The following is a 19,698-nucleotide window of genomic DNA, read 5'->3' on the forward strand; positions in this document are numbered from 1 at the left end:
CGGGCCGAGGTCGGAGCCGCCGATGCCGATGTTGACCACGGTGCGGATGCGCTTGCCGGTGTGGCCGGTCCACTCGCCGGAGCGGATCCGGCCGGTGAAGTCGGCCATCCGGTCGAGGACGGCGTGCACGGCCGGGACGACGTTCTCCCCGTCGACCTCGACCACCGCGTCGGCCGGGGCCCGCAGCGCGGTGTGCAGCACCGCCCGGTCCTCGGTGGTGTTGATCCGCTCCCCGCGGAACATGGCGTCCCGCAGCCCGAACACGTCGGTGGCCACGGCCAGCTCGCGCAGCAGGGCGAGCGTCTCGTCGGTGACCAGGTGCTTGGAGTAGTCGACGTACAGGTCACCGACCCGGAGCGTGTACCCGGTGCCGCGGCCGGGGTCGGCGGCGAACAGCTCGCGCAGCCGCACCTCGCCGAGCTCCTCGCGGTGCTTGGCCAGGGCGGTCCACTCGGGCATCTGGTTGAGCCTGGTACGACCGTCTGCGTTCATCTCGGACTTCAGCCTTCTTCCTTGGGTGTCCCCGCTGTGCCCAACCTAATTGATCAGCGGTGAACAGGACGGGAGAAGAAGACGGAAGGAAACCGAAGCGGACCGGTCTAGATCTCGCCCCGCAGCTTGGCGAGCGCCTCGGCGAGGATCGCCTCGCCGTCCGCGTCGCTGCGCCGCTCCCGCACATAGGCGAGGTGCGTCTTGTAGGGCTCGGTGCGCGGCGGGTCCGGCGGGTTGTCGCGGTCCTGCCCGGCCGGAAAGCCGCAGCGGGGGCAGTCCCAGGTGTCGGGCACCTGCGCGTCGCTCGCGAAGCTCGGCTGTGTCTCGTGCCCGTTGGAGCACCAGAAGGAGATGCGCAGCCGGGGCGCGGACTCGCCGCGCTCCGCCTCACCCATCGGGCCCGCCCCGACCCGGCTTCCCCGGATCGCGTTGCCACTTGCCACGGTCGTAACTCCCTGCGTGATGGTGCCGCAAAGCGAGTCGGCGTTCCGCTTCGCTGCGAGCGCCTCAGTCTACGTAAGGCCCAACGCACGTCCAGTGTGCGGAGTTGGCGATCCCGTATCCAGACGCAGGCCCCATGATAGGCCGCGCTCAGCTGCGCGTACCGAACATGGGGCCTTACGTGCGGAATGCTTGGGAAATGGGTGCGTGACGCGCCCTCGGATCAGTTGTTCATCTTCATGGTGATGCCGAGCACGACGATGCACGCGAACCAGAGCAGACCGACCACGACGGTGATCCGGTCGAGGTTGCGCTCGGCGACCGAGGAGCCGCCGACGGAGGACTGCATGCCACCACCGAACATGTCGGAGAGGCCGCCGCCCTTCCCCTTGTGCATCAGCACCAGCAGCATCAGCAGCAGGCTGAAGACGATCAGGGCGATGGAGAACCCCAGAACCACGGCTGGACCAACTTCCTCGGATGCGGATGGACGACGCGGGGCCCAGCACACTGCTGGACCCCGCAAGAGTACGACGGATCGTCGCTACGGCCTACTCACTGGTCGCGGAAACGAACGATCTTGACGAACTCGTCGGCGTCCAGCGAGGCACCGCCGACCAGGGCGCCGTCGATGTCGGCCTGCGCCATGATCTCGGCGACGTTGCCGGACTTGACGGAGCCGCCGTACTGGATGCGGACCTTGTCGGCCAGCTCCTGCGTGTACAGCTCGGCGAGCTTGCCGCGGATGGCCGCGCAGACCTCCTGCGCGTCCTCGGCGCCGCAGACCTTGCCGGTGCCGATGGCCCACACCGGCTCGTAGGCGATCACGACCGTCTCGGCCTGCTCGGCCGGGAGGTCCTTCAGACCGCCCTCGACCTGGGCGAGGGTGTGGGCGACGTGGTTGCCCGCCTCGCGGACCTCCAGCTCCTCGCCGACGCACAGGATGGGGGTGATGCCGTGCTTGTAGGCGGCCTTCACCTTGGCGTTCACGATCTCGTCGGTCTCGGCGTGGTACTGCCTGCGCTCCGAGTGCCCGACGGCGACGTAGGTGCACTTCAGCTTGGCCAGCATCGGGCCGGAGATCTCGCCGGTGTAGGCGCCGCCGTCGTGCGCGGAGATGTCCTGGGCGCCGTACACGATCCTCAGCTTGTCGCCGTCGACCAGGGTCTGTACGGAACGCAGGTCGGTGAAGGGCGGCAGGACGGCGACCTCGACGGCCTCGTAGTCCTTGTCGGCCAGGGCGAAGGCGAGCTTCTGGACGTGGGCGATGGCCTCGAGGTGGTTGAGGTTCATCTTCCAGTTGCCCGCCATCAGCGGCGTGCGGGTGGTCATTGAGGTCAGTCCTCCAGTGCGGCGAGTCCGGGGAGCGTCTTGCCCTCGAGGTATTCGAGGGAGGCGCCGCCGCCGGTCGAGATGTGGCCGAATGCGTTCTCGTCGAAGCCCAGGATGCGGACGGCCGCGGCGGAGTCGCCACCGCCGACCACCGTGAAGGCCCGGGAGTCGAGGAGGGCCTGGGCGACCGCCTTGGTGCCCTCGGCGAAGTCGGGGTGCTCGAAGACGCCCATGGGACCGTTCCAGAAGACGGTGGCGGCGTCGGCGACCTTCGAGGCGTACAGCGTGCGGGACTCCGGGCCGATGTCCAGGCCCATCCGGCCGGCGGGCATGGCGTCCGCGGCGACGGTACTGGCCCCGGCCGGGGCCTTGGTCTTCAGGTCGGGGAACTCCGGCGCGACCACGACGTCCACGGGCAGGACCAGCTCGACGCCGTTCTTCTCGGCGCGCGCGATGTACTCCCGGACGGCCGGGAGCTGGTCCTCCTGGACCAGGGACGAGCCGATCTCGTGCCCCTTGGCCTTGAGGAAGGTGAAGACCATGCCGCCGCCGATGAGCAGGCGGTCGGCCCTGCCGAGCAGCTGGTCGATGACGGCGAGCTTGTCGGACACCTTGGCGCCGCCCAGGACGACGGCGTAGGGCCGCTTGACGTCGTCGGTGAGCTTCTTCAGCACGCCCACCTCGGTGGCGATGAGGTGACCGGCGTAGTGCGGCAGCCGCGCCGGGAGGTCGAAGACCGAGGCGTGCTTGCGGTGCACCGCGCCGAAGCCGTCGCCCACGTACACGTCGGCGAGGGCGGCGAGCCGGTCGGCGAACTCGCCGCGCTCGGCGTCGTCCTTGCTGGTCTCGCCGGCGTTGAAGCGCAGGTTCTCGATGACCGCGACCTGTCCGTCGGCCAGGCCGGCGACGGTGGCGCCGGCCGACTCGCCGACGGTGTCGGTCGCGAACGCGACGTCGGAGCCGAGGAGTTCACCGAGGCGCGCGGCGGCCGGGGCGAGCGAGAAGGCCGGGTCCGGGGCACCCTTGGGGCGGCCCAGGTGGGAGGCGACGACCACGCGGGCGCCCGCCTCGGCGAGCGCCTCGACGGTGGGCAGCACGGCGCGGATGCGGCCGTCGTCGGTGATGGTGGTGCCGTCCAGCGGCACGTTGAGGTCGGCGCGGACGAAGACCCGCTTGCCCGCGACCCCTTCGGAGAGGAGTTCGTCGATCGTCTTCATGGGGGCTCCCTGGCTAGAGCTTGTGTTCGCTCGTGATCGCTCGTGATCGAAAGAGGGCGGCTGTTCCGATACGTGCGTCAGGGCTCGGACAGCGCGTTGCCGCACCGGCCGAGCCCTGCACTCATATCAGGCTGCCCGCTCCGCGATCAGAGCTGGTTGCCCACGAAGACCGTCAGGTCGACGAGGCGGTTGCTGTAGCCCCACTCGTTGTCGTACCAGCCGATGACCTTCACGCTCTTGCCGTCCTGGACCATGGTCAGGGAGGAGTCGAAGGTGCAGGACGCCGGGGCGTTGACGATGTCGGAGGAGACGATCGCGTCCTCGGTGTACTCGAGGTAGCCCTTGAGCTCGCCCTCGGCGGCCTTCTGGAAGGCGGCGTTGACCTCTTCCTTGGTGACCTCGCGGGAGAGCTCGACGACCAGGTCGGTGACCGAGCCGGTCGGGACCGGGACGCGCATGGCCATGCCGTCCAGCTTGCCCTTGAGCTGCGGGAGCACCAGGGCGGTGGCCTTGGCGGCACCGGTGGTGGTCGGGATGATGTTCTCGGCGGCGGCACGGGCGCGGCGCAGGTCCTTGTGCGGGAAGTCCAGGATGCGCTGGTCGTTGGTGTACGCGTGCACCGTGGTCATCAGACCCTTGACGATGCCGAAGTTCTCGTCGAGCACCTTCGCCATCGGCGCCACGCAGTTGGTGGTGCAGGAGGCGTTGGAGATGACGTGGTGGCTGGCCGCGTCGTACTGCTCGTGGTTGACGCCCATGACGAGGGTGATGTCCTCGTTCTTCGCCGGGGCGGAGATGATGACCTTCTTGGCGCCGCCGGTGATGTGCTTCTCGGCGTCTTCCTTCTTGGTGAAGATGCCGGTCGACTCGATGACGATGTCGACGCCCAGCTCGCCCCACGGGATGTCGGCGGGGTTGCGCTCGGAGAGCACCTTGATCGTCCTGCCGTCGACGGTGATCGTGTCGGCGGTGTGGGTGACCTCCTGCTTGAGGCGGCCCAGGATCGTGTCGTACTTCAGCAGGTGGGCGGTGGTCGCGGTGTCACCCAGGTCGTTGACAGCCACGATCTCGATGTCCGCGCCCTGCTCCAGCAGCGCGCGGAAGTAGTTGCGACCGATGCGGCCAAAGCCGTTGATGCCTACGCGGATCGTCACGAACCGATCTCCTCGTTGGTACGCCGGCCCGATGTGCCGGCGAGCTGTATTTGGGATGTCCCCGACCACTGTCGACCCTACCTCTCCGGGGCCCCGGTCGTGACATCGAGTCGCCCCATACCCGGCAGGGCGGTCCGTACCCGTCAGTAGGGTACGGACCGCCCTGGCCGAAGGGCCTCTTTTCCCTTCTGCTTCACTCCATCGGGCCGGTACCCGCCGGCCCTTCGGTCACACGTCCAGGGCGGCCAGCGCCTTCCCCAGGAGTGCGGCCCGGTCGGCCGCGGAGGCGAGGTGCTCCAGGCCGAAGCCCAGCAGCACGGTGTCACCGGTGGTGACGGCCCCGTGGGTCCGGAACAGCTCTCCGGTGCGGGTCCAGTCCTTCAGGACCGCCGGACTGCCCGGGGGCGGGCCGGAGACCGTCCAGGCGCCGAGCGAGCTCTCGAACCCCTCGGTGCCGGCCGCGGTGCCGCCGGTCACCAGCGAGACCTCGTCGGCGAGGACGCCGTGGCCGCCGCTGCCCGGGTCGGTGACGTAGGCGAGGGAGACCTCGACCGTCTTCCCGGCGTAGGCGCTCAGGTCGAACTCCACCTGCCGCCAGCCGCCGGACGACCCGGTGAGGCTGTTCCAGGCGCCGGTGGCGCCGGTCGCGGCGCAGCCGTCGTCGCCCAGGGTCAGGTAGTGCTCCAGCCAGGGGTGCTCGTCCAGGTAGAACCCGGCCGCGCACTCGGACGGCACGGCGGTGCCGGTCGCGCCGCCGGCCTCGGGCAGGGTCGTCCAGTCGTCGGCGCCGGCGGTGTGCGCCTCGACGACGGCGTGGTCGTAGCCCGGCTCGGTGTCCCACAGCAGCTGGGCGCGCAGGGTGGGCCGCTCGGCCGCGGTGGTGCCGGTGAGGTCGATGGTGCGGGTGAGGCGCTTGTAGCCGTCGTCGGTGTGCACGGCGGCGGCCATGGAGGAGCCGGCGTAGGGGCCGTACGGGTTGACCGTGCCGGGGAACCGTCCGGCGCCGGCGCTCGCGAACTGCGGATACGTGTCGGCGGGCAGTTCGTCGGAGGTGACGCCGTAGGTGCCGGCCCCGTCCAGCGGGTTGCCGGGCGCGTCGCCGAGCGGGCCGGTGAAGCCCTCCAGGCCGCCGGAGCCGGCGAACGCCGTGGCCCCGGGGGTCGAGGTGCGGCTGTAGGCGCCCAGGTAGTACTGGCTGAAGTCGTCGGACAGGGCGCCGCCGCCGAGGTCGACGCTGCCGCCGGCCCGCTCGCCCGCCTCGATCAGCCGGCCGCCCTCGTTGAGGAAGGCCCGCAGCTGGAGCTGGGTGGCGACGCCCGGGGTGGCGGCGCCGGTGTGGTGGACGACCGTGCCGAAGTGGCCCAGCACGCCGAGCGCGTCCGGGGCCCCCCGCTCGGCGACGTCCCAGACCGCCGCGCGGCGGCCGTTGGCCTTCAGCGCGTCGACGTACTTCTGCGTCTGCGTGGCCTTCGCGCCCTCTTCCGAGACGACCAGGACGTCCGCACGGGGGCGCTCGGCCACGGTGTAGGTGAAGCGCTCGCTGGAGACCTTCTCGCCGCGGCGGCCCTCGCCGGTGAACCAGACCTCGACCTTGTCGCCGGGCTCGCCGTGCCTCACCTTCGCCCGGTACTCGTCGAAGTGGAGGTTGTCCTCACCGCCGTACCGCTCGCCGCCCTTCCAGCGCCTGAGGTCCGCCTCGTGCGTGCGGCCGCCGTCGACGCGGTACTTCAGCTCCTTGTCGCGCACGGCCTTGCGGACGACGACGGAGACCTCCTGGTCGGCGCCGCGCGCGTACGAGGTGCCGAAGGCCGACGGGGTGAAGTCCGCGGCCTCCAGGCCGACGGCCGAGGACGGCCGGTCGGGGTGGGAGGCGGTCTCGGCGACGGAGAGCGCGAACGGGACGTTCTTGGCGAACTCCTGCTGGATCAGCTTCTCGTCGTCGGGGAAGTGGAAGCCCGAGCGGCAGTCGCCCGCGTTCCACTCGTCGTCGGGGTCGGCCTCGGAGACGGTCTGACAGGTCGACATCTCGGGGGTGAACATCGCCATGCCGTTGACGTTGGCCGCGTGGCCGTCGGCCTCGCCGTTGGTGGTGTACAGCTCGGAGGAGAGCTGCGGGTGGTAGCCGGGGATCGCCGAGTTGCCGGGCGTGCCGGCCAGGGCCTCGTAGAGGACGTCGTCGGGGGTCGGCGTGGCCACCTGCCAGCCGACTCCGTAGAGGAGGAGTTCGGCCGCGGAGTGGTAGTTGATGCCGTAGGCGAAGCCGATGCGCTTCTCGAAGGCGTCGACGGCCTTGGTCTCGGGCTCGGAGCCCGGACTCGCGCCGCGGTAGGTCTGGCTGGTGGGGTGGGGGGACGAGCCCTCGTCGTCGTAGCCCCACTTGTAGGGGAAGTTGCGGTTGAGGTCGACGCCGTCGCCGGTGCCGATGGCGCCGTCGCCGTTGACGTCCCGCAGGTTCTTGCGCCAGAGGCGGTTGGCGTCGTCGGCGAAGGTGTGGTCGTAGCCGTCGGGGTTGGCGGAGAGGACGAACCACAGTTCGGTGGTGTCGACGATCTTCTTGACCCGCTTGTCCGTCCGGTACGCGTCCAGGTAGTGGTGCATCAGCCGCCGGGTCATCTCCGGAGTGATCCACTCGCGCGCGTGCTGGTTGGACATGTAGAGGACGGCCGGTTTCGTGCCGTCCTTCGTCTTCCTGGCCTGCTTGGTGAGCTTCAGGGCGAGGATGTCCTGGCCCCTGACCGTCCTGCCGATGGAGACGACCTTGGTGAGGCCGGGGTTCTCCCGCGCGGTGCGCAGGATCTCCTCCTTGAGGCCGCCCTTTCCGCTGTACGGGCGGAACACGCCCTCGGCGGCGTCCTCGACGCGGCTCTCCGCCCGGTCGGAGAGCGTGTGCTCGGTGAGGTCGACGCCCTGTTCCTCGAGCTTCTCGGCCTGTCCCCCGGTGAGGTAGACCTCCACGGTGGCCGTGCCCCGCTCGGGCACCCGCTCACCGAGTTCGTGGCCGTCCTGCCCCGCCTCGAGGAGCAGGGACACCTGCTCCTTGGTGACGTCGGCGCGGAAGACCTTGACCTCGTCGGTGTCCGAGGCCGCGGGGCCCGCGGGTTGTGCCTGGGCGATGGGCGCGAAGCCCGCTCCGCCGATCAGGAGCGTGCCGACAGCGAGGATCGTTCTCGCTCTGTGTCTCATGTGCCCCCCTGGGAGTGGTCCGCCACAGCGGCGAACAGATGCCAGGCTCATGACACAACATGATCGAGTCAAGGGCGCCGCCGTGACACGCGGAAGCCGGCGCCGACCACCCGAATGGGCTGCGGCACCGGCCTTCTGACGGCGCGTCAGACCATGAGCTTGTCGTCCAGGTCCTCGCCGATGTTGGCCTCCGTGCCGGGGATGCCCAGGTCGGCGGCGCGCTTGTCGGCCATCGCCAGCAGCCGGCGGATCCGGCCGGCCACGGCGTCCTTGGTGAGCGGCGGGTCGGCGAGGGCGCCCAGTTCCTCCAGCGAGGCCTGCTTGTGCTCCATGCGCAGCCGGCCGGCCGCGGCGAGGTGCTCGGGGACGTCGTCGGCGAGGATCTCCAGGGCGCGCTGGACACGGGCGCCGGCCGCGACGGCCGCGCGGGCGGAGCGGCGCAGGTTGGCGTCGTCGAAGTTGGCCAGCCGGTTCGCCGTGGCGCGCACCTCGCGGCGCATCCGGCGCTCCTCCCAGGCCAGTACCGACTCGTGCGCGCCGAGCCGGGTGAGCAGCGCGCCGATCGCGTCGCCGTCGCGGACCACGACCCGGTCCACACCGCGCACCTCGCGCGCCTTGGCCGCGATCGACAGCCGGCGGGCGGCGCCGACCAGGGCGAGCGCGGCCTCGGGGCCGGGGCAGGTCACCTCCAGGGAGGAGGAGCGGCCGGGTTCGGTGAGGGAGCCGTGGGCCAGGAAGGCGCCGCGCCAGGCCGCCTCGGCGTCACAGGTGGCCCCGGAGACCACCTGCGGCGGCAGGCCCCGGATCGGACGGCCGCGGCCGTCCACCAGGCCGGTCTGCCGGGCCAGCTGGTCACCGCCCGCGACCACCCGGACGACGTAGCGCGAGCCGCGGCGCAGTCCGCCCGGGGCCATCACGATCAGTTCGGAGCTGTGGCCGAAGATCTCCAGGATGTCCCGCTTGAGGCGGCGGGCCGCCATCGCGGTGTCCAGCTCCGCCTCGATCACGATCCGCCCGCTCACCAGGTGGAGGCCGCCGGCGAACCGCAGGATGGCGGAGACCTCCGCCTTCCTGCAGCAGGTCCGGGTGACGGGGAGCCGGGAGATCTCGTCCTTCACCGCTGCCGTCATCGCCATGGGCCGATCCTTCCATGCATCCGAAAAATACGGTCGTACGCGGCGGCCAACAGCTCCGGGTCGTGCCGGGGGCTTCCGTCGGGCCGGGCCACGGGGGCCAGCTCGACCGCGGCGCCGAACCGCTGGGCCGCTTCGGTCAGCGAGTCACGGTCGGGCACGGCGGCCTCGTCGGCCAGCACCACGTCCAGGGCGAGTTTAGGGGCGTGTCGTCCCAAAACCTCCAAATGACGCTGCGGGGAGAAGCCCTCGGTTTCTCCTGGCTGCGGGGCGAGGTTAAGGGAGAGTACCCGGCGCGCCTTGGTCTCGATGAGGGCGTCCAGCAGTTCCGGCACGAGCAGGTGCGGGATGACCGAGGAGAACCAGGAGCCGGGGCCGAGCACCACCCAGTCGGCGTCGAGGACCGCCGCGACCGCCTCGGGGACGGCGGGCGGGTCGTTCGGCACGAGGTGCACGGACTGCACCTCGCCGGGGGTGAGGGCGACGGTGGCCTGGCCCCGGACGGTGCCGATCTCGTCGGGCCGCTCGGGGTCGTGCCCCAGGACCCGGGCCTGGAGCTCCAGCGGTACGGCGGACATGGGCAGCACGCGCCCGTGCGCGCCGAGCAGCCGGCCCACCAGGTCCAGCGCCTGGACGTGGTCGCCGAGCTGCTCCCACAGGGCGACGATCAGCAGATTGCCGACCGCGTGCTCGTGCAGGTCGCCCCGGGACTGGAAGCGGTGCTGGATGACGCGGGCCCAGGTCTGGCCCCAGTCGTCGTCGCCGCACAGCGCGGCCAGGGCCTTGCGCAGGTCACCGGGCGGCAGCACCCCCAGTTCGTCGCGCAGGCGCCCGCTGGAGCCGCCGTCGTCGGCCACGGTGACGACGGCGGTGAGGTCGCCGGTGATCCGGCGCAGCGCGGCGAGCGATGCGGACAGGCCCATGCCGCCGCCGAGGGCGACGACCTTGGGCTGGGCGCCCCGGCGGCGCGGCCTCGCGCCACGGGTCTCGGCCGGCCGGCTCGCGCGCCCCTCGGGGACCGCTCTGCGCAGCCGGCTCAGCCGCGGTGTACGTGGTGTCATTCCCGTCCCATGTCCCGGTGGACCACCACCGTCTCCACGCCCTCGGCGGCGAGCCGGGCGGCGAGCTTCTCCGACATGGCGACCGACCGGTGCTTGCCGCCCGTGCAGCCCACGGCGATGGTCACGTAGCGCTTTCCCTCACGACGGTAGCCCGCGGCGACCAGCCGCAGCAGCTCCGCGTAGCGGTCGAGGAACTCCTTGGCGCCGGGCTGGTTGAAGACGTACGACGCCACCTCCTCGTTGAGCCCGGTGTACGGGCGCAGCTCGGGGACCCAGTGCGGGTTGGGCAGGAACCGCATGTCCACGACCAGGTCGGCGTCGACCGGGAGGCCGTACTTGAAGCCGAAGGACATGACGGTGGCCCGCAGCTCGGGCTCCTCCTCGCCGGCGAACTGGGCGTCCATCTTGGCCCGCAGCTCGTGCACGTTGAGGCTGGAGGTGTCGATCACCAGGTCGGCGTCGCCGCGCAGTTCGCGCAGCAGCTCCCGCTCGGCGGCGATGCCGTCGACGATCCGGCCGTCGCCCTGCAGGGGGTGCGGGCGGCGCACCGACTCGAAGCGGCGCACCAGGGCCTCGTCGGAGGACTCCAGGAAGACGGTCCGCCGGGTGACGCCGCGCGCGTCGAGGTCGGCGAGGGACTCGCGGAGGTTGTCGAAGAAGCGCCGGCCGCGGACGTCCACGACGACCGCGATCCGCGCCACGTTGCCCTGGGAGCGCGCGCCGAGCTCCACCATGGTGGGGATCAGCGCGGGCGGCAGGTTGTCGACGACGAACCAGCCGAGGTCCTCCAGACACTTCGCGGCCGTCGAACGGCCGGCCCCGGACATGCCGGAGATGATCACCAGCTCGGGGATGGCCGCCTCCGGCACCCCGGCCTTTTCCTTGCCCGTGCTCACCTGTGCTCCGTCGTCCTGGCGGAGGGCGGCCCGGCCGGCGCCGCTCCCGCCCGTCTCCTGCTGGGTCCGGTCCCGCTCCGGCGCGGGTCCCGTCTCGTACTCGGTCATCCGTCCTGCCCCCGTCGTTCGTCCGGGGCGCCCGCGGGAACGGGCTCCCCGGGGGAACCCGTCGCCTGCCCGGGTTCTTCCGTGTCATCCATGATCTCGCCCGTCGCCGTGTTCACGGCCGGGGCGGGCGCCGTCCGGGCGAGGGCCGCGACGACCGTCTCGGCCGTCTTGCGCCCTATGCCCGGAACCTCGCAGATCTGGTCGATCGTCGCCGATCGCAGCCTCTTCACCGAACCGAAGTGCTTGATCAGCGCCTGTTTGCGGGTCTCGCCGAGGCCGGGCACCTCGTCCAGCGGGCCGGCCCTGAAGCGCTGGGCGCGCTTGGTGCGCTGGTAGGTGATCGCGAACCGGTGGGCCTCGTCGCGGACGCGCTGCAGCAGGTAGAGGCCCTCGCTGGTGCGCGGCAGCACCACCGGGTCGGTCTCGTCCGGCAGCCAGACCTCCTCCAGCCGTTTGGCCAGGCCGCACACCGCGATGTCGTCGATGCCCAGCTCGTCCAGTGCCCGCCGGGCCGCCGCGACCTGCGGCGCGCCGCCGTCGACGACGACGAGCTGCGGCGGGTAGGCGAAGCGCCTGGGGCGGCCGTCGTCCTCCGTGAGGGTGTCGGCGGGCGGCTCGGCGAGGCCTCCGGAGGGGGCCTCGGCGCCGGACGCGTCACCGTCGGTCCACTCCCCCGTGCGCTCCTTCTCCGCGAGGTAGCGCCGGAAGCGGCGGGTGATCACCTCGTGCATGGAGCGGACGTCGTCCTGCCCCACGAAGCCCTTGATCTGGAAGCGGCGGTACTCGCTCCTGCGGGCCAGCCCGTCCTCGAAGACGACCATGGAGGCCACCACGTCGTCACCCTGCAGGTGCGAGATGTCGTAGCACTCGATCCTCAGCGGGGCGCTGTCCAGCCCCAGGGCGTCGGTGATCTCCTCCAGCGCGCGCGAGCGCGTGGTCAGGTCGGAGGCGCGCTTGGTCTTGTGCAGCACGAGCGCCTGCTGGGCGTTGCGCTCCACGGTCTCCATCAGGGCCTTCTTGTCCCCGCGCTGCGGCACCCGCAGGGAGACCCCGGAACCGCGCCGCCCGGTCAGCCACTGCTGGACCGGCTCCACCGGGTCGGGCAGGGCCGGGACCAGGACCTCCCGGGGGACCGCGTCACCGGTCTCCTCGCCGTAGAGCTGCTGCAGCGCGTGCTCGACGAGGGCGCCGGTGGTGATCTCCTCGACCTTGTCGGTGACCCAGCCGCGCTGGCCGCGCACGCGCCCGCCACGCACGTGGAAGATCTGGACGGCCGCCTCCAGCTCGTCCTCGGCGACCGCGATCAGATCGGCGTCGGTCGCGTCGGCGAGCACGACCGCGCTCTTCTCCATGGCCTTCTTCAGCGCCGTGATGTCGTCGCGCAGGCGCGCGGCCCGCTCGTACTCCATCTCCTCGGCCGCCTGCGCCATCCGCTTCTCCAGACGGCGCAGGTAGGTGCCGGTGCGGCCGGCCATGAAGTCGGCGAACTCCTCGGCCAGCGCGCGGTGCTCCTCGGCGGAGACGCGGTCCACGCAGGGCGCCGAGCACTTGCCGATGTAGCCGAGCAGACAGGGCCGGCCGGTGCGGGAGGCGTTCCTGAAGACCCCGGCCGAGCAGGTGCGCACCGGGAAGACGCGCAGCAGCAGGTCCACGGTGTCGCGGATCGCCCACGCGTGCGTGTACGGACCGAAGTACCTCACGCCCTTCTTCTTGTGGCCGCGCATCACCTGCACGCGCGGGAACTCCTCGTTCATCGTCACCGCGAGGTACGGGTAGCTCTTGTCGTCGCGGTACTTGACGTTGAACCGGGGGTCGTACTCCTTGATCCAGGAGTACTCCAGCTGGAGCGCCTCGACCTCCGTGGACACCACCGTCCACTCCACGGACGCGGCCGTGGTGACCATGGAGCGGGTGCGCGGGTGCAGGTTCGCCAGGTCCTGGAAGTAGTTCGCCAGGCGCTGGCGCAGGCTCTTCGCCTTTCCGACGTAGATCACCCGGCGGTGCTCGTCGCGGAACCGGTAGACCCCCGGCGAGTCGGGGATCTCACCCGGTCTGGGGCGGTAGCTGGAGGGGTCGGCCATGTCTCACACCCTACTGGCGGGGACCGACACCGCGACCGGCCCGTGGAGGGGGGCCGGGGGTCCGTGCGCCCCGGAGGGGTTACCGGCCCCGGGAAGCGGGAAGGTGGGGGTTCCGTCCCCCGGGTGATCGGCGGACGGCCACCAGGGCGGTCACGAGTCGGAGGGCTGGTCGGATGCGACGGACGCGGATCGAGAAACCACGACGGCCGGCCCGGACCCGCCGGTACGCGGAGGAGGCGTCCGGCCTCGTCGACCCCCTCGACCCGCGCGATCCCGACATCGTGCGCGCCAAGCGCCTGCGGCCGCGGCCGGCGGACCGGAGCGGGGACGGCACACCGTAGGGCCGGGACGGGTCGGCGCCGCGGGCCGCGATGGGGCGCCAGGTGTTGTCGGGACCGGTTCAACACGCTTCAATGCGGGGGAACTCCGGGCCCTGGACGACGGCGTACGGATGTGAAGGCTCCGCCGCGTCGGCGGGGGCGGCTCCGGGGTGCCCGCGCGACGGCCCGACCGGCCGTCGCGGACCTCACGGAAAGGCCCCTGCATGCCGCACGCCACACCGCACGCGGACCCCGTCGGCGCGGAACTGGACTCGGTCCTGCGCGGCGGCCCCTTCCACGTCGCCCTGCGGGCGGCGATCGCCGCCCGGGGACTGCCGCTGCAGCGGGTGCAGCACCATCTGTCGCGCCACGGCGTGAAGGTCGGCGTCACCAGCCTGAGCTACTGGCAGCAGGGGGCCCGCCGCCCGCAGCGTCCGGAGTCGCTGCGCGCCGTGCGGGCGTTGGAGGAGATCCTGCGGCTGCCGGAGGAGTCGCTGATCCGGCTGCTCGCCGCGCCGCACGGGCACCCGGCGGACCGGCACGCCGGCGGGTGGTCCCCCCGCTCCCTGGCCGAGGCCTCGGGCGTGCGGGAGAGGCTGCTGGCCGAATCCGGCGCCCCGCGCGACGGCGGGCTGCACACCCTGGGGCACCACGAGCGGATACGGATCGGGGTGCGCCGCGAACTGGCGGAGCGCGAGGCGCACCACATCGTGCGCGCCCGCCGGGACGGTGTCGACCGCTACGTGGCCGTCCACCACGGCGACCCCGGTGCCGCGCCGGAGCGGATGACCGTGCACGCCCTGGAGAACTGCCGTACCGGTCGCGTCCGCCGGCACCACGACACCGGGGTGCTCGCGGCCGAGCTGCTCTTCGACACCCGGCTGCGGTCCGGTGACACCTTCCTCTTCCGCTACGCCGTCGAGGACGGCACGGCGGGCGTCTCGCACGAGTACGTGCGCGGGACGGACTCCCCCGGCGGCCAGTACGCGCTCCAGGTGTGCTTCGGCTCCGGGGCGCTCCCGGTGCGCTGCCACCGGTTCACCCAGCATTCGGCGACGGCACCGCGCGGCGGCCGCCAGGAACTGACGGTCAGCGGGCGGCACCGCTCGGTGCACCTGGTGGAGCCGCGCGTGCGGCCGGGTTACGTGGGGATCGCCTGGGACTGGGCCTGACCGCGGTCCGGCCGGGCCGGTCAGGCCTGCGGCTCGGCGACCATCGTGCCGTTCCGCACCTCGACGGTCAGCGCCTTCAGGGGGGCCACCGCCGGCTCGCGCAGCACCTTTCCGGTGGTGGCGTCGAACTCGCTGCCGTGGCAGGGGCAGATCAGCTTCGTGCCCTCGAGCTTGTTGATGGGGCATCCCGCGTGGGTGCAGACGGAGTCGTACGCCCTGAGGGTGCCGTCCGCGCTCCGGCTGACCACGACGTTGTGGTCCCGGTACAGCTTCGCGCCCTCCTCGGCGACCTCGTTCTCGGGGCCCAGCTCGACGGGGCCGGTCGGCCGCGCGGGGCCCTCCTCGGTCCGTCCGCACGCGGTGAGGCCCAGTCCGGCGACGGGGGTGAGGGCCGCACCCCGCAGGACGGTACGGCGGCTCGCGGCGGGTCGGGCGGGCATGAGGATCTCCACGGGTGGGACGGCGGTGCGGGGCTGGACACCGGGGACGATACCGGGGCGGACCGTACCGCCCACGGGCGGGGCCACGCCCCCGGCCGCGGGGCGGCCGTGCCTCCCCGCGGCGCCCCGAAGGCCGGGGAGGCGCCCCGCCGGCACCGGGCCGCGCGCCCTTCCCCGGCCCGCGCCGACGCGACGCGCAAGCGTTTACGCCCGCCCGCCGGATGGGATACGGTCCCGCTCCAGAACGTGATGCGCACCGGTGTCCGAGGAGAGCCCCCCCATGGCGGACGTGGCACGCGGCGCCGGTGTCTCCGTCTGTCTTCCGTCGTGCCCGTCTCCCACGCGCTGGACGGGACCCGGCCGGTGCTCCCGCGCATCCGTCGGCGGTCCCGGACGCCGTCGAGGAGCTCGGCCGTCCCCACAGGGCCGGGAAGCCCCGGCCCCCGAAGAAGGGAACCTCGTGATCGTCGTAGCCGGTGAGGCACTCATCGACCTGGTACCGCGCGGCACGGGCGCGCTCGCGGCGCTGACGCCGGCGCTCGGCGGCGGCCCCTTCAACACGGCGGTGGCGCTGGGCCGCCTCGGCTCCCCCACCGCGTTCTGCTCGCGGGTGTCGCGGGACGCCTTCGGCGAGGCGCTGCTGGACCGGCTGCGGGAGACCGGTGTGGACGTGTCGTCGGTGCAGCGCGGCGACGAGCCGACGACGCTGGCCGTCGCCACGGTCGGCGCGGACGGCTCGGCGGCGTACTCCTTCTACGTGGAGGGGACCGCGGACCGGCTGTTCACGGCCCCCGACGCATTGCCGGCCGGGACCCGCGCGGTGTCCTTCGGGACCTGCTCGCTCGTGCTGGAGCCGGGGGCGAGCGCCTACGAGGAGCTGATGCGCACCGCCGCCGCGCGGGGCGTGTTCACCGCGCTGGACCCCAACGTCCGGGCCGGGCTCGTCCCCGACCCGGACGCCTACCGGGCCCGGTTCAGGAGCTGGCTGCCGTCGGTGTCGCTGCTGAAGCTGTCCGCCGAGGACGCCGAGTGGCTCGGCGGGTCCCCGCGGGAGTGGCTGGCGGCCGGCCCGGCGGCGGTCGTGGTCACCCGGGGCGGGGACGGGCTGACCGTGTTCACCCGCGGGGGCGGCGAGTACGCCGTGCCGGGCGAGCGGGTCGAGGTGGTGGACACGATCGGCGCCGGTGACACGGTGAACGCGGCGCTGCTGCACGGCCTCGCGGTCCGGGACGCGCTCAGTGACGCGGGGGTGGCCGCACTGGACGGCGAGGGCTGGACGGGACTGCTCCGCTTCGCGGCGCGGGCGGCGGCGGTCACCTGCTCGCGGGCGGGCGCGGAACCGCCGTACGCCCGTGAGCTGGAGCCGGAAGGCGTCTGACGCACGCACGCGCCGTGCCGCACGGGGACTCCGTGCGGCACGGCGCGTGCCGGTGCGGGCCGGTCAGGACCTGGGCGCCCGCGTCGTCTTCTTCGCGGCGGCCTTGGTGGCCGGCTTCTTGGCCGTCGTACCGTCGACCGCCTTGGTGGCCGTCCTCCTGGCGGTGCCCCTGGCGGCGACCGTCTTCTTCGCCGCGGCCCTGCGCGGGGCCGGTGCCTGGGCGGCGTCGCTGACCCGCTCCGCGCCGAGGATCTCCCGCAGGAACTTTCCGGTGTGGCTGGCCGGAACGCCGGCGACCTGCTCCGGGGTGCCCTCCGCGACGACCAGGCCGCCGCCGGAACCGCCCTCGGGGCCCATGTCGACGACCCAGTCGGCGGTCTTGATCACGTCGAGGTTGTGCTCGATGACGATGACCGTGTTGCCCTTGTCGACCAGGCCGGACAGGACCTTCAGCAGCTTGCTGATGTCCTCGAAGTGCAGACCGGTGGTCGGCTCGTCCAGGACGTAGACCGTGCGGCCGGTGGAGCGCTTCTGCAGCTCGCTGGCGAGCTTCACCCGCTGCGCCTCACCGCCGGAGAGGGTGGTCGCGGCCTGGCCGAGCCGGACGTAGCCGAGACCGACGTCGTTGAGCGTCCTGAGGTGGCGGGCGATGGCCGGGACGGCCTCGAAGAAGTGCATGGCCTCTTCGATCGGCATGTTCAGGACGTCGGCGATGGACTTGCCCTTGTAGTGGACCTCCAAGGTCTCCCGGTTGTAGCGGGCGCCGTGGCAGACCTCGCACGGGACGTACACGTCCGGGAGGAAGTTCATCTCGATCTTGATCGTGCCGTCGCCCGCGCAGTTCTCGCAGCGGCCGCCCTTGACGTTGAAGGAGAAGCGGCCCGGCAGGTAGCCGCGGACCTTCGCCTCGGTGGTCTCGGCGAACAGCTTGCGGACGTGGTCGAAGACACCGGTGTACGTCGCCGGGTTGGAGCGCGGGGTGCGGCCGATGGGCGACTGGTCGACGTGGACGACCTTGTCGACGAGGTCGTCGCCGTCCACGCGCGTGTGCCGGCCGGGCACGCTGCGCGCCCCGTTCAGCTCGCGGGCGAGGTGCGTGTAGAGGATGTCGTTGACCAGCGTGGACTTGCCGGAGCCGGACACACCGGTGACCGCGGTGAACACGCCCAGCGGGAAGGACACGTCGATGTCCTGGAGGTTGTTCTCGCGGGCGCCGTGCACCGTGAGCCGGCGCGACGGGTCGTGCGGGCGGCGGACGTCGGGCAGCGGGATGGCCTTCTTGCCGGACAGGTACTGGCCGGTCTGCGACTCGGCGTTGGCGAGCAGCTCCTTGAGGGAGCCGCTGTGCACGACCTTGCCGCCGTGCTCGCCGGCGCCGGGGCCGATGTCGACGATCCAGTCGGCGACCTTGATGGTGTCCTCGTCGTGCTCCACGACGATGAGCGTGTTGCCCATGTCGCGCAGCCGGACCAGGGTCTCGATGAGGCGGTGGTTGTCGCGCTGGTGCAGGCCGATGGAGGGCTCGTCGAGGACGTAGAGCACGCCGACGAGTCCGGAGCCGATCTGGGTGGCCAGGCGGATGCGCTGGGCCTCGCCGCCGGAGAGGGTGCCCGCCGCGCGATTGAGCGAGAGGTAGTCCAGGCCGACGTCGACCAGGAACCGCAGCCGCTCGTTGACCTCCTTGAGCACGCGCTCGGCGATCTTCTTGTCGCGGTCGGTGAGCCTCAGCTCGCCCAGGAAGTCCGCGCAGTCGCTGATGGACATCCCGGAGACCTCGGCGATGGACTTGCCCATGACCGTGACGGCGAGGACGACCGGCTTCAGACGGGTGCCCTCGCACGTGGGGCAGGGCACCTCGCGCATGTAGCCCTCGAAGCGCTCCCGGCTGGTGTCGCTCTCGGCCTCGCTGTGCCGGCGCTTGACGAAGGGGACGGCGCCCTCGAAGGCCGTGGTGTACCGGCGCTCACGCCCGTAGCGGTTGCGGTAGCGGACCTCGACCTGGGTCCTGTGACCCTGCAGCAGGGCCTTCTTGGCACGCTGCGGCAGGCCCGCGAACGGGATGTCGGTGCGGAAGCCCAGCGCCTCCGCGAGGGCGCCGATCAGGCGGTCGAAGTAGTCCTTGGTGTGGCCGTGCGACCACGGGTGGATGGCGCCCTCGTCGAGGCTCTTCTCCGGGTCGGGGACGATCAGTTCGGGGTCGACCTCCATGCGCGTGCCGATGCCCGTGCACTCGGGGCAGGCGCCGAAGGGCGAGTTGAAGGAGAAGGAGCGCGGCTCCAGCTCCTCGAAGGACAGGTCGTCGTACGGGCAGTACAGGTGCTCGGAGTACATGCGCTCGCGCTCGGGGTCGTCCTCGGGGAGGTCGACGAAGTCGAGCACGACCATGCCGCCGGACAGGCCGAGGGCGGTCTCCACGGAGTCGGTGAGGCGGCGCTTGGCGCTGTCCTTGACCGTGAGGCGGTCCACGACCACCTCGATGGTGTGCTTCTCCTGCTTCTTCAGCGTGGGCGGGCTGGAGAGCTGGACCGTCTCGCCGTCCACCCGGGCGCGGGAGTAGCCCTTGGTCTGGAGTTCGGAGAAGAGGTCGACGAACTCCCCCTTGCGCTCGCGCACCAGCGGGGAGAGCACCTGGAAGCGGCTGCCCTCGGGCAGTTCCAGGACCCGGTCGACGATGGCCTGCGGCGACTGCCGGGAGATCGGCCGGGAGCACTCGGGACAGTGCGGCTTGCCGATGCGCGCGAAGAGCAGGCGCAGGTAGTCGTAGACCTCGGTGATGGTGCCGACCGTGGAGCGCGGGTTGCGGGAGGTCGACTTCTGGTCGATGGAGACCGCCGGGGAGAGGCCCTCGATGAAGTCGACGTCCGGCTTGTCCATCTGGCCGAGGAACTGCCGGGCGTAGGAGGAGAGCGACTCCACGTAGCGCCGCTGCCCCTCGGCGAAGATGGTGTCGAAGGCCAGCGAGGACTTGCCCGACCCCGACAGGCCCGTGAAGACGATGAGCGAGTCGCGCGGGAGGTCGAGCGAGACGTTCTTGAGGTTGTGCTCGCGCGCTCCACGGACGATGAGACGGTCGGCCACGCCGGTCCGCACCTTTCTTGAGAGAAGTGACAGGGACGGAGCCCCTGTCTTCCTCAGACTAGGGGGAGCCACTGACAACGCCGGTTCGGATTCACGGGTTGTCAACAAACCCCGGCTCTCCAGCATGCCCGACGCCGCGTCCGACCTTATGGCACGTACATTCGATTCAGGGCGGGACTCCGCCACCTTCACCCGATGAGGTGACGAGGCTA

At 71.9% G+C, this 19,698-nt stretch carries 16 protein-coding genes; 3 read left to right on the plus strand and 13 right to left on the minus strand.

Translation table 11 applies throughout. The annotated features are described in order from the left end of the window. From ABTY20_RS01150 to uvrC, 11 genes are all read right to left on the minus strand, one after another. Positions 1 to 492: phosphoglucose isomerase-related protein (locus ABTY20_RS01150; RefSeq protein ID WP_502991718.1), on the minus strand; the 492-nt coding region annotated here is incomplete at its 3' end. 107 nt (positions 493 to 599) lie between these two features. Then, complete coding sequence (locus ABTY20_RS01155; protein ID WP_003957010.1) at positions 600 to 935, minus strand: RNA polymerase-binding protein RbpA; 336 nt, start codon at positions 933 to 935, stop codon at positions 600 to 602. Positions 936 to 1,156: 221 nt separating this feature from the next. Further along, positions 1,157 to 1,387 (minus strand): preprotein translocase subunit SecG, encoded by a 231-nt coding sequence (gene secG, locus ABTY20_RS01160; protein ID WP_030858697.1) that lies wholly within the window; start codon positions 1,385 to 1,387, stop codon positions 1,157 to 1,159. A gap of 101 nt (positions 1,388 to 1,488) precedes the next feature. Next, positions 1,489 to 2,265, minus strand: a complete 777-nt coding sequence (gene tpiA, locus ABTY20_RS01165; RefSeq protein ID WP_351994913.1) for a triose-phosphate isomerase — start codon at positions 2,263 to 2,265, stop codon at positions 1,489 to 1,491. Between the two features lie 5 nt (positions 2,266 to 2,270). Next, positions 2,271 to 3,482 carry a phosphoglycerate kinase gene (locus tag ABTY20_RS01170; protein WP_351994914.1) on the minus strand — a complete coding sequence of 404 codons (1,212 nt, stop codon included), beginning with the start codon at positions 3,480 to 3,482 and terminating at the stop codon, positions 2,271 to 2,273. A 146-nt stretch (positions 3,483 to 3,628) separates the two neighbouring features. Then, a complete protein-coding gene (gene gap, locus ABTY20_RS01175; RefSeq protein WP_351994915.1) occupies positions 3,629 to 4,636 on the minus strand; it encodes a type I glyceraldehyde-3-phosphate dehydrogenase in 1,008 nt (335 codons plus the stop codon). Between the two features lie 228 nt (positions 4,637 to 4,864). Continuing rightward, positions 4,865 to 7,819 (minus strand): M14 family metallopeptidase, encoded by a 2,955-nt coding sequence (locus ABTY20_RS01180; protein ID WP_351994916.1) that lies wholly within the window; start codon positions 7,817 to 7,819, stop codon positions 4,865 to 4,867. Positions 7,820 to 7,965: 146 nt separating this feature from the next. Next, positions 7,966 to 8,955 (minus strand): DNA-binding protein WhiA, encoded by a 990-nt coding sequence (gene whiA / locus ABTY20_RS01185; RefSeq protein ID WP_351994917.1) that lies wholly within the window; start codon positions 8,953 to 8,955, stop codon positions 7,966 to 7,968. Continuing rightward, complete coding sequence (locus tag ABTY20_RS01190) at positions 8,946 to 10,013, minus strand: gluconeogenesis factor YvcK family protein (protein ID WP_351994918.1); 1,068 nt, start codon at positions 10,011 to 10,013, stop codon at positions 8,946 to 8,948. The genes whiA and ABTY20_RS01190 overlap by 10 nt, the downstream gene beginning before the upstream one ends. Next, positions 10,010 to 11,017, minus strand: a complete 1,008-nt coding sequence (gene rapZ / locus ABTY20_RS01195) for an RNase adapter RapZ (protein WP_351994919.1) — start codon at positions 11,015 to 11,017, stop codon at positions 10,010 to 10,012. The genes ABTY20_RS01190 and rapZ overlap by 4 nt, the downstream gene beginning before the upstream one ends. Continuing rightward, a complete protein-coding gene (uvrC, locus tag ABTY20_RS01200; RefSeq protein ID WP_351994920.1) occupies positions 11,014 to 13,098 on the minus strand; it encodes an excinuclease ABC subunit UvrC in 2,085 nt (694 codons plus the stop codon). The genes rapZ and uvrC overlap by 4 nt, the downstream gene beginning before the upstream one ends. A 173-nt stretch (positions 13,099 to 13,271) precedes the next feature. On the opposite strand from uvrC, the gene ABTY20_RS01205 reads away from it, so the two are divergent. Together ABTY20_RS01205 and ABTY20_RS01210 are read left to right on the plus strand one after the other, a co-directional pair. After that, entirely contained in the window at positions 13,272 to 13,439 is a 168-nt protein-coding gene (locus tag ABTY20_RS01205; RefSeq protein ID WP_351994921.1) for a hypothetical protein, read from the plus strand. Positions 13,440 to 13,642: 203 nt separating this feature from the next. Next, complete coding sequence (locus tag ABTY20_RS01210) at positions 13,643 to 14,590, plus strand: hypothetical protein (RefSeq protein ID WP_351994922.1); 948 nt, start codon at positions 13,643 to 13,645, stop codon at positions 14,588 to 14,590. A 20-nt stretch (positions 14,591 to 14,610) separates the two neighbouring features. Here the strand turns inward: ABTY20_RS01210 and ABTY20_RS01215 are convergent, their stop codons facing one another. Beyond that, positions 14,611 to 15,030, minus strand: coding sequence for a Rieske (2Fe-2S) protein (locus ABTY20_RS01215; protein WP_351994923.1), 420 nt, complete (start codon positions 15,028 to 15,030; stop codon positions 14,611 to 14,613). A 460-nt stretch (positions 15,031 to 15,490) separates the two neighbouring features. On the opposite strand from ABTY20_RS01215, the gene ABTY20_RS01220 reads away from it, so the two are divergent. Next, positions 15,491 to 16,408, plus strand: a complete 918-nt coding sequence (locus tag ABTY20_RS01220; protein ID WP_351994924.1) for a carbohydrate kinase family protein — start codon at positions 15,491 to 15,493, stop codon at positions 16,406 to 16,408. Between the two features lie 63 nt (positions 16,409 to 16,471). Here ABTY20_RS01220 and uvrA read toward each other — a convergent pair whose 3' ends face one another. Further along, positions 16,472 to 19,486: an excinuclease ABC subunit UvrA gene (gene uvrA / locus ABTY20_RS01225; RefSeq protein ID WP_351994925.1), complete on the minus strand. Its 3,015-nt coding sequence runs from the start codon at positions 19,484 to 19,486 to the stop codon at positions 16,472 to 16,474. Positions 19,487 to 19,698: the final 212 nt, after the last annotated feature.

Origin of the sequence: Streptomyces sp. NPDC126497 (genome assembly GCF_040302425.1) — a bacterium.
In the GTDB taxonomy this organism is placed as follows: domain Bacteria; phylum Actinomycetota; class Actinomycetes; order Streptomycetales; family Streptomycetaceae; genus Streptomyces.

Excerpts from the sequence above, each read along its gene's own strand:
- tpiA (WP_351994913.1), bottom strand. The coding sequence starts at position 2,265 with ATGACCACCCGCACGCCGCTGATGGCGGGCAACTGGAAGATGAACCTC.
- ABTY20_RS01170 (WP_351994914.1), bottom strand. The coding sequence starts at position 3,482 with ATGAAGACGATCGACGAACTCCTCTCCGAAGGGGTCGCGGGCAAGCGG.
- ABTY20_RS01180 (WP_351994916.1), bottom strand. The coding sequence starts at position 7,819 with ATGAGACACAGAGCGAGAACGATCCTCGCTGTCGGCACGCTCCTGATC.
- whiA (WP_351994917.1), bottom strand. The coding sequence starts at position 8,955 with ATGGCGATGACGGCAGCGGTGAAGGACGAGATCTCCCGGCTCCCCGTC.
- ABTY20_RS01190 (WP_351994918.1), bottom strand. The coding sequence starts at position 10,013 with ATGACACCACGTACACCGCGGCTGAGCCGGCTGCGCAGAGCGGTCCCC.
- rapZ (WP_351994919.1), bottom strand. The coding sequence starts at position 11,017 with ATGACCGAGTACGAGACGGGACCCGCGCCGGAGCGGGACCGGACCCAG.
- uvrC (WP_351994920.1), bottom strand. The coding sequence starts at position 13,098 with ATGGCCGACCCCTCCAGCTACCGCCCCAGACCGGGTGAGATCCCCGAC.
- ABTY20_RS01205 (WP_351994921.1), top strand. The coding sequence starts at position 13,272 with ATGCGACGGACGCGGATCGAGAAACCACGACGGCCGGCCCGGACCCGC.
- ABTY20_RS01210 (WP_351994922.1), top strand. The coding sequence starts at position 13,643 with ATGCCGCACGCCACACCGCACGCGGACCCCGTCGGCGCGGAACTGGAC.
- ABTY20_RS01215 (WP_351994923.1), bottom strand. The coding sequence starts at position 15,030 with ATGCCCGCCCGACCCGCCGCGAGCCGCCGTACCGTCCTGCGGGGTGCG.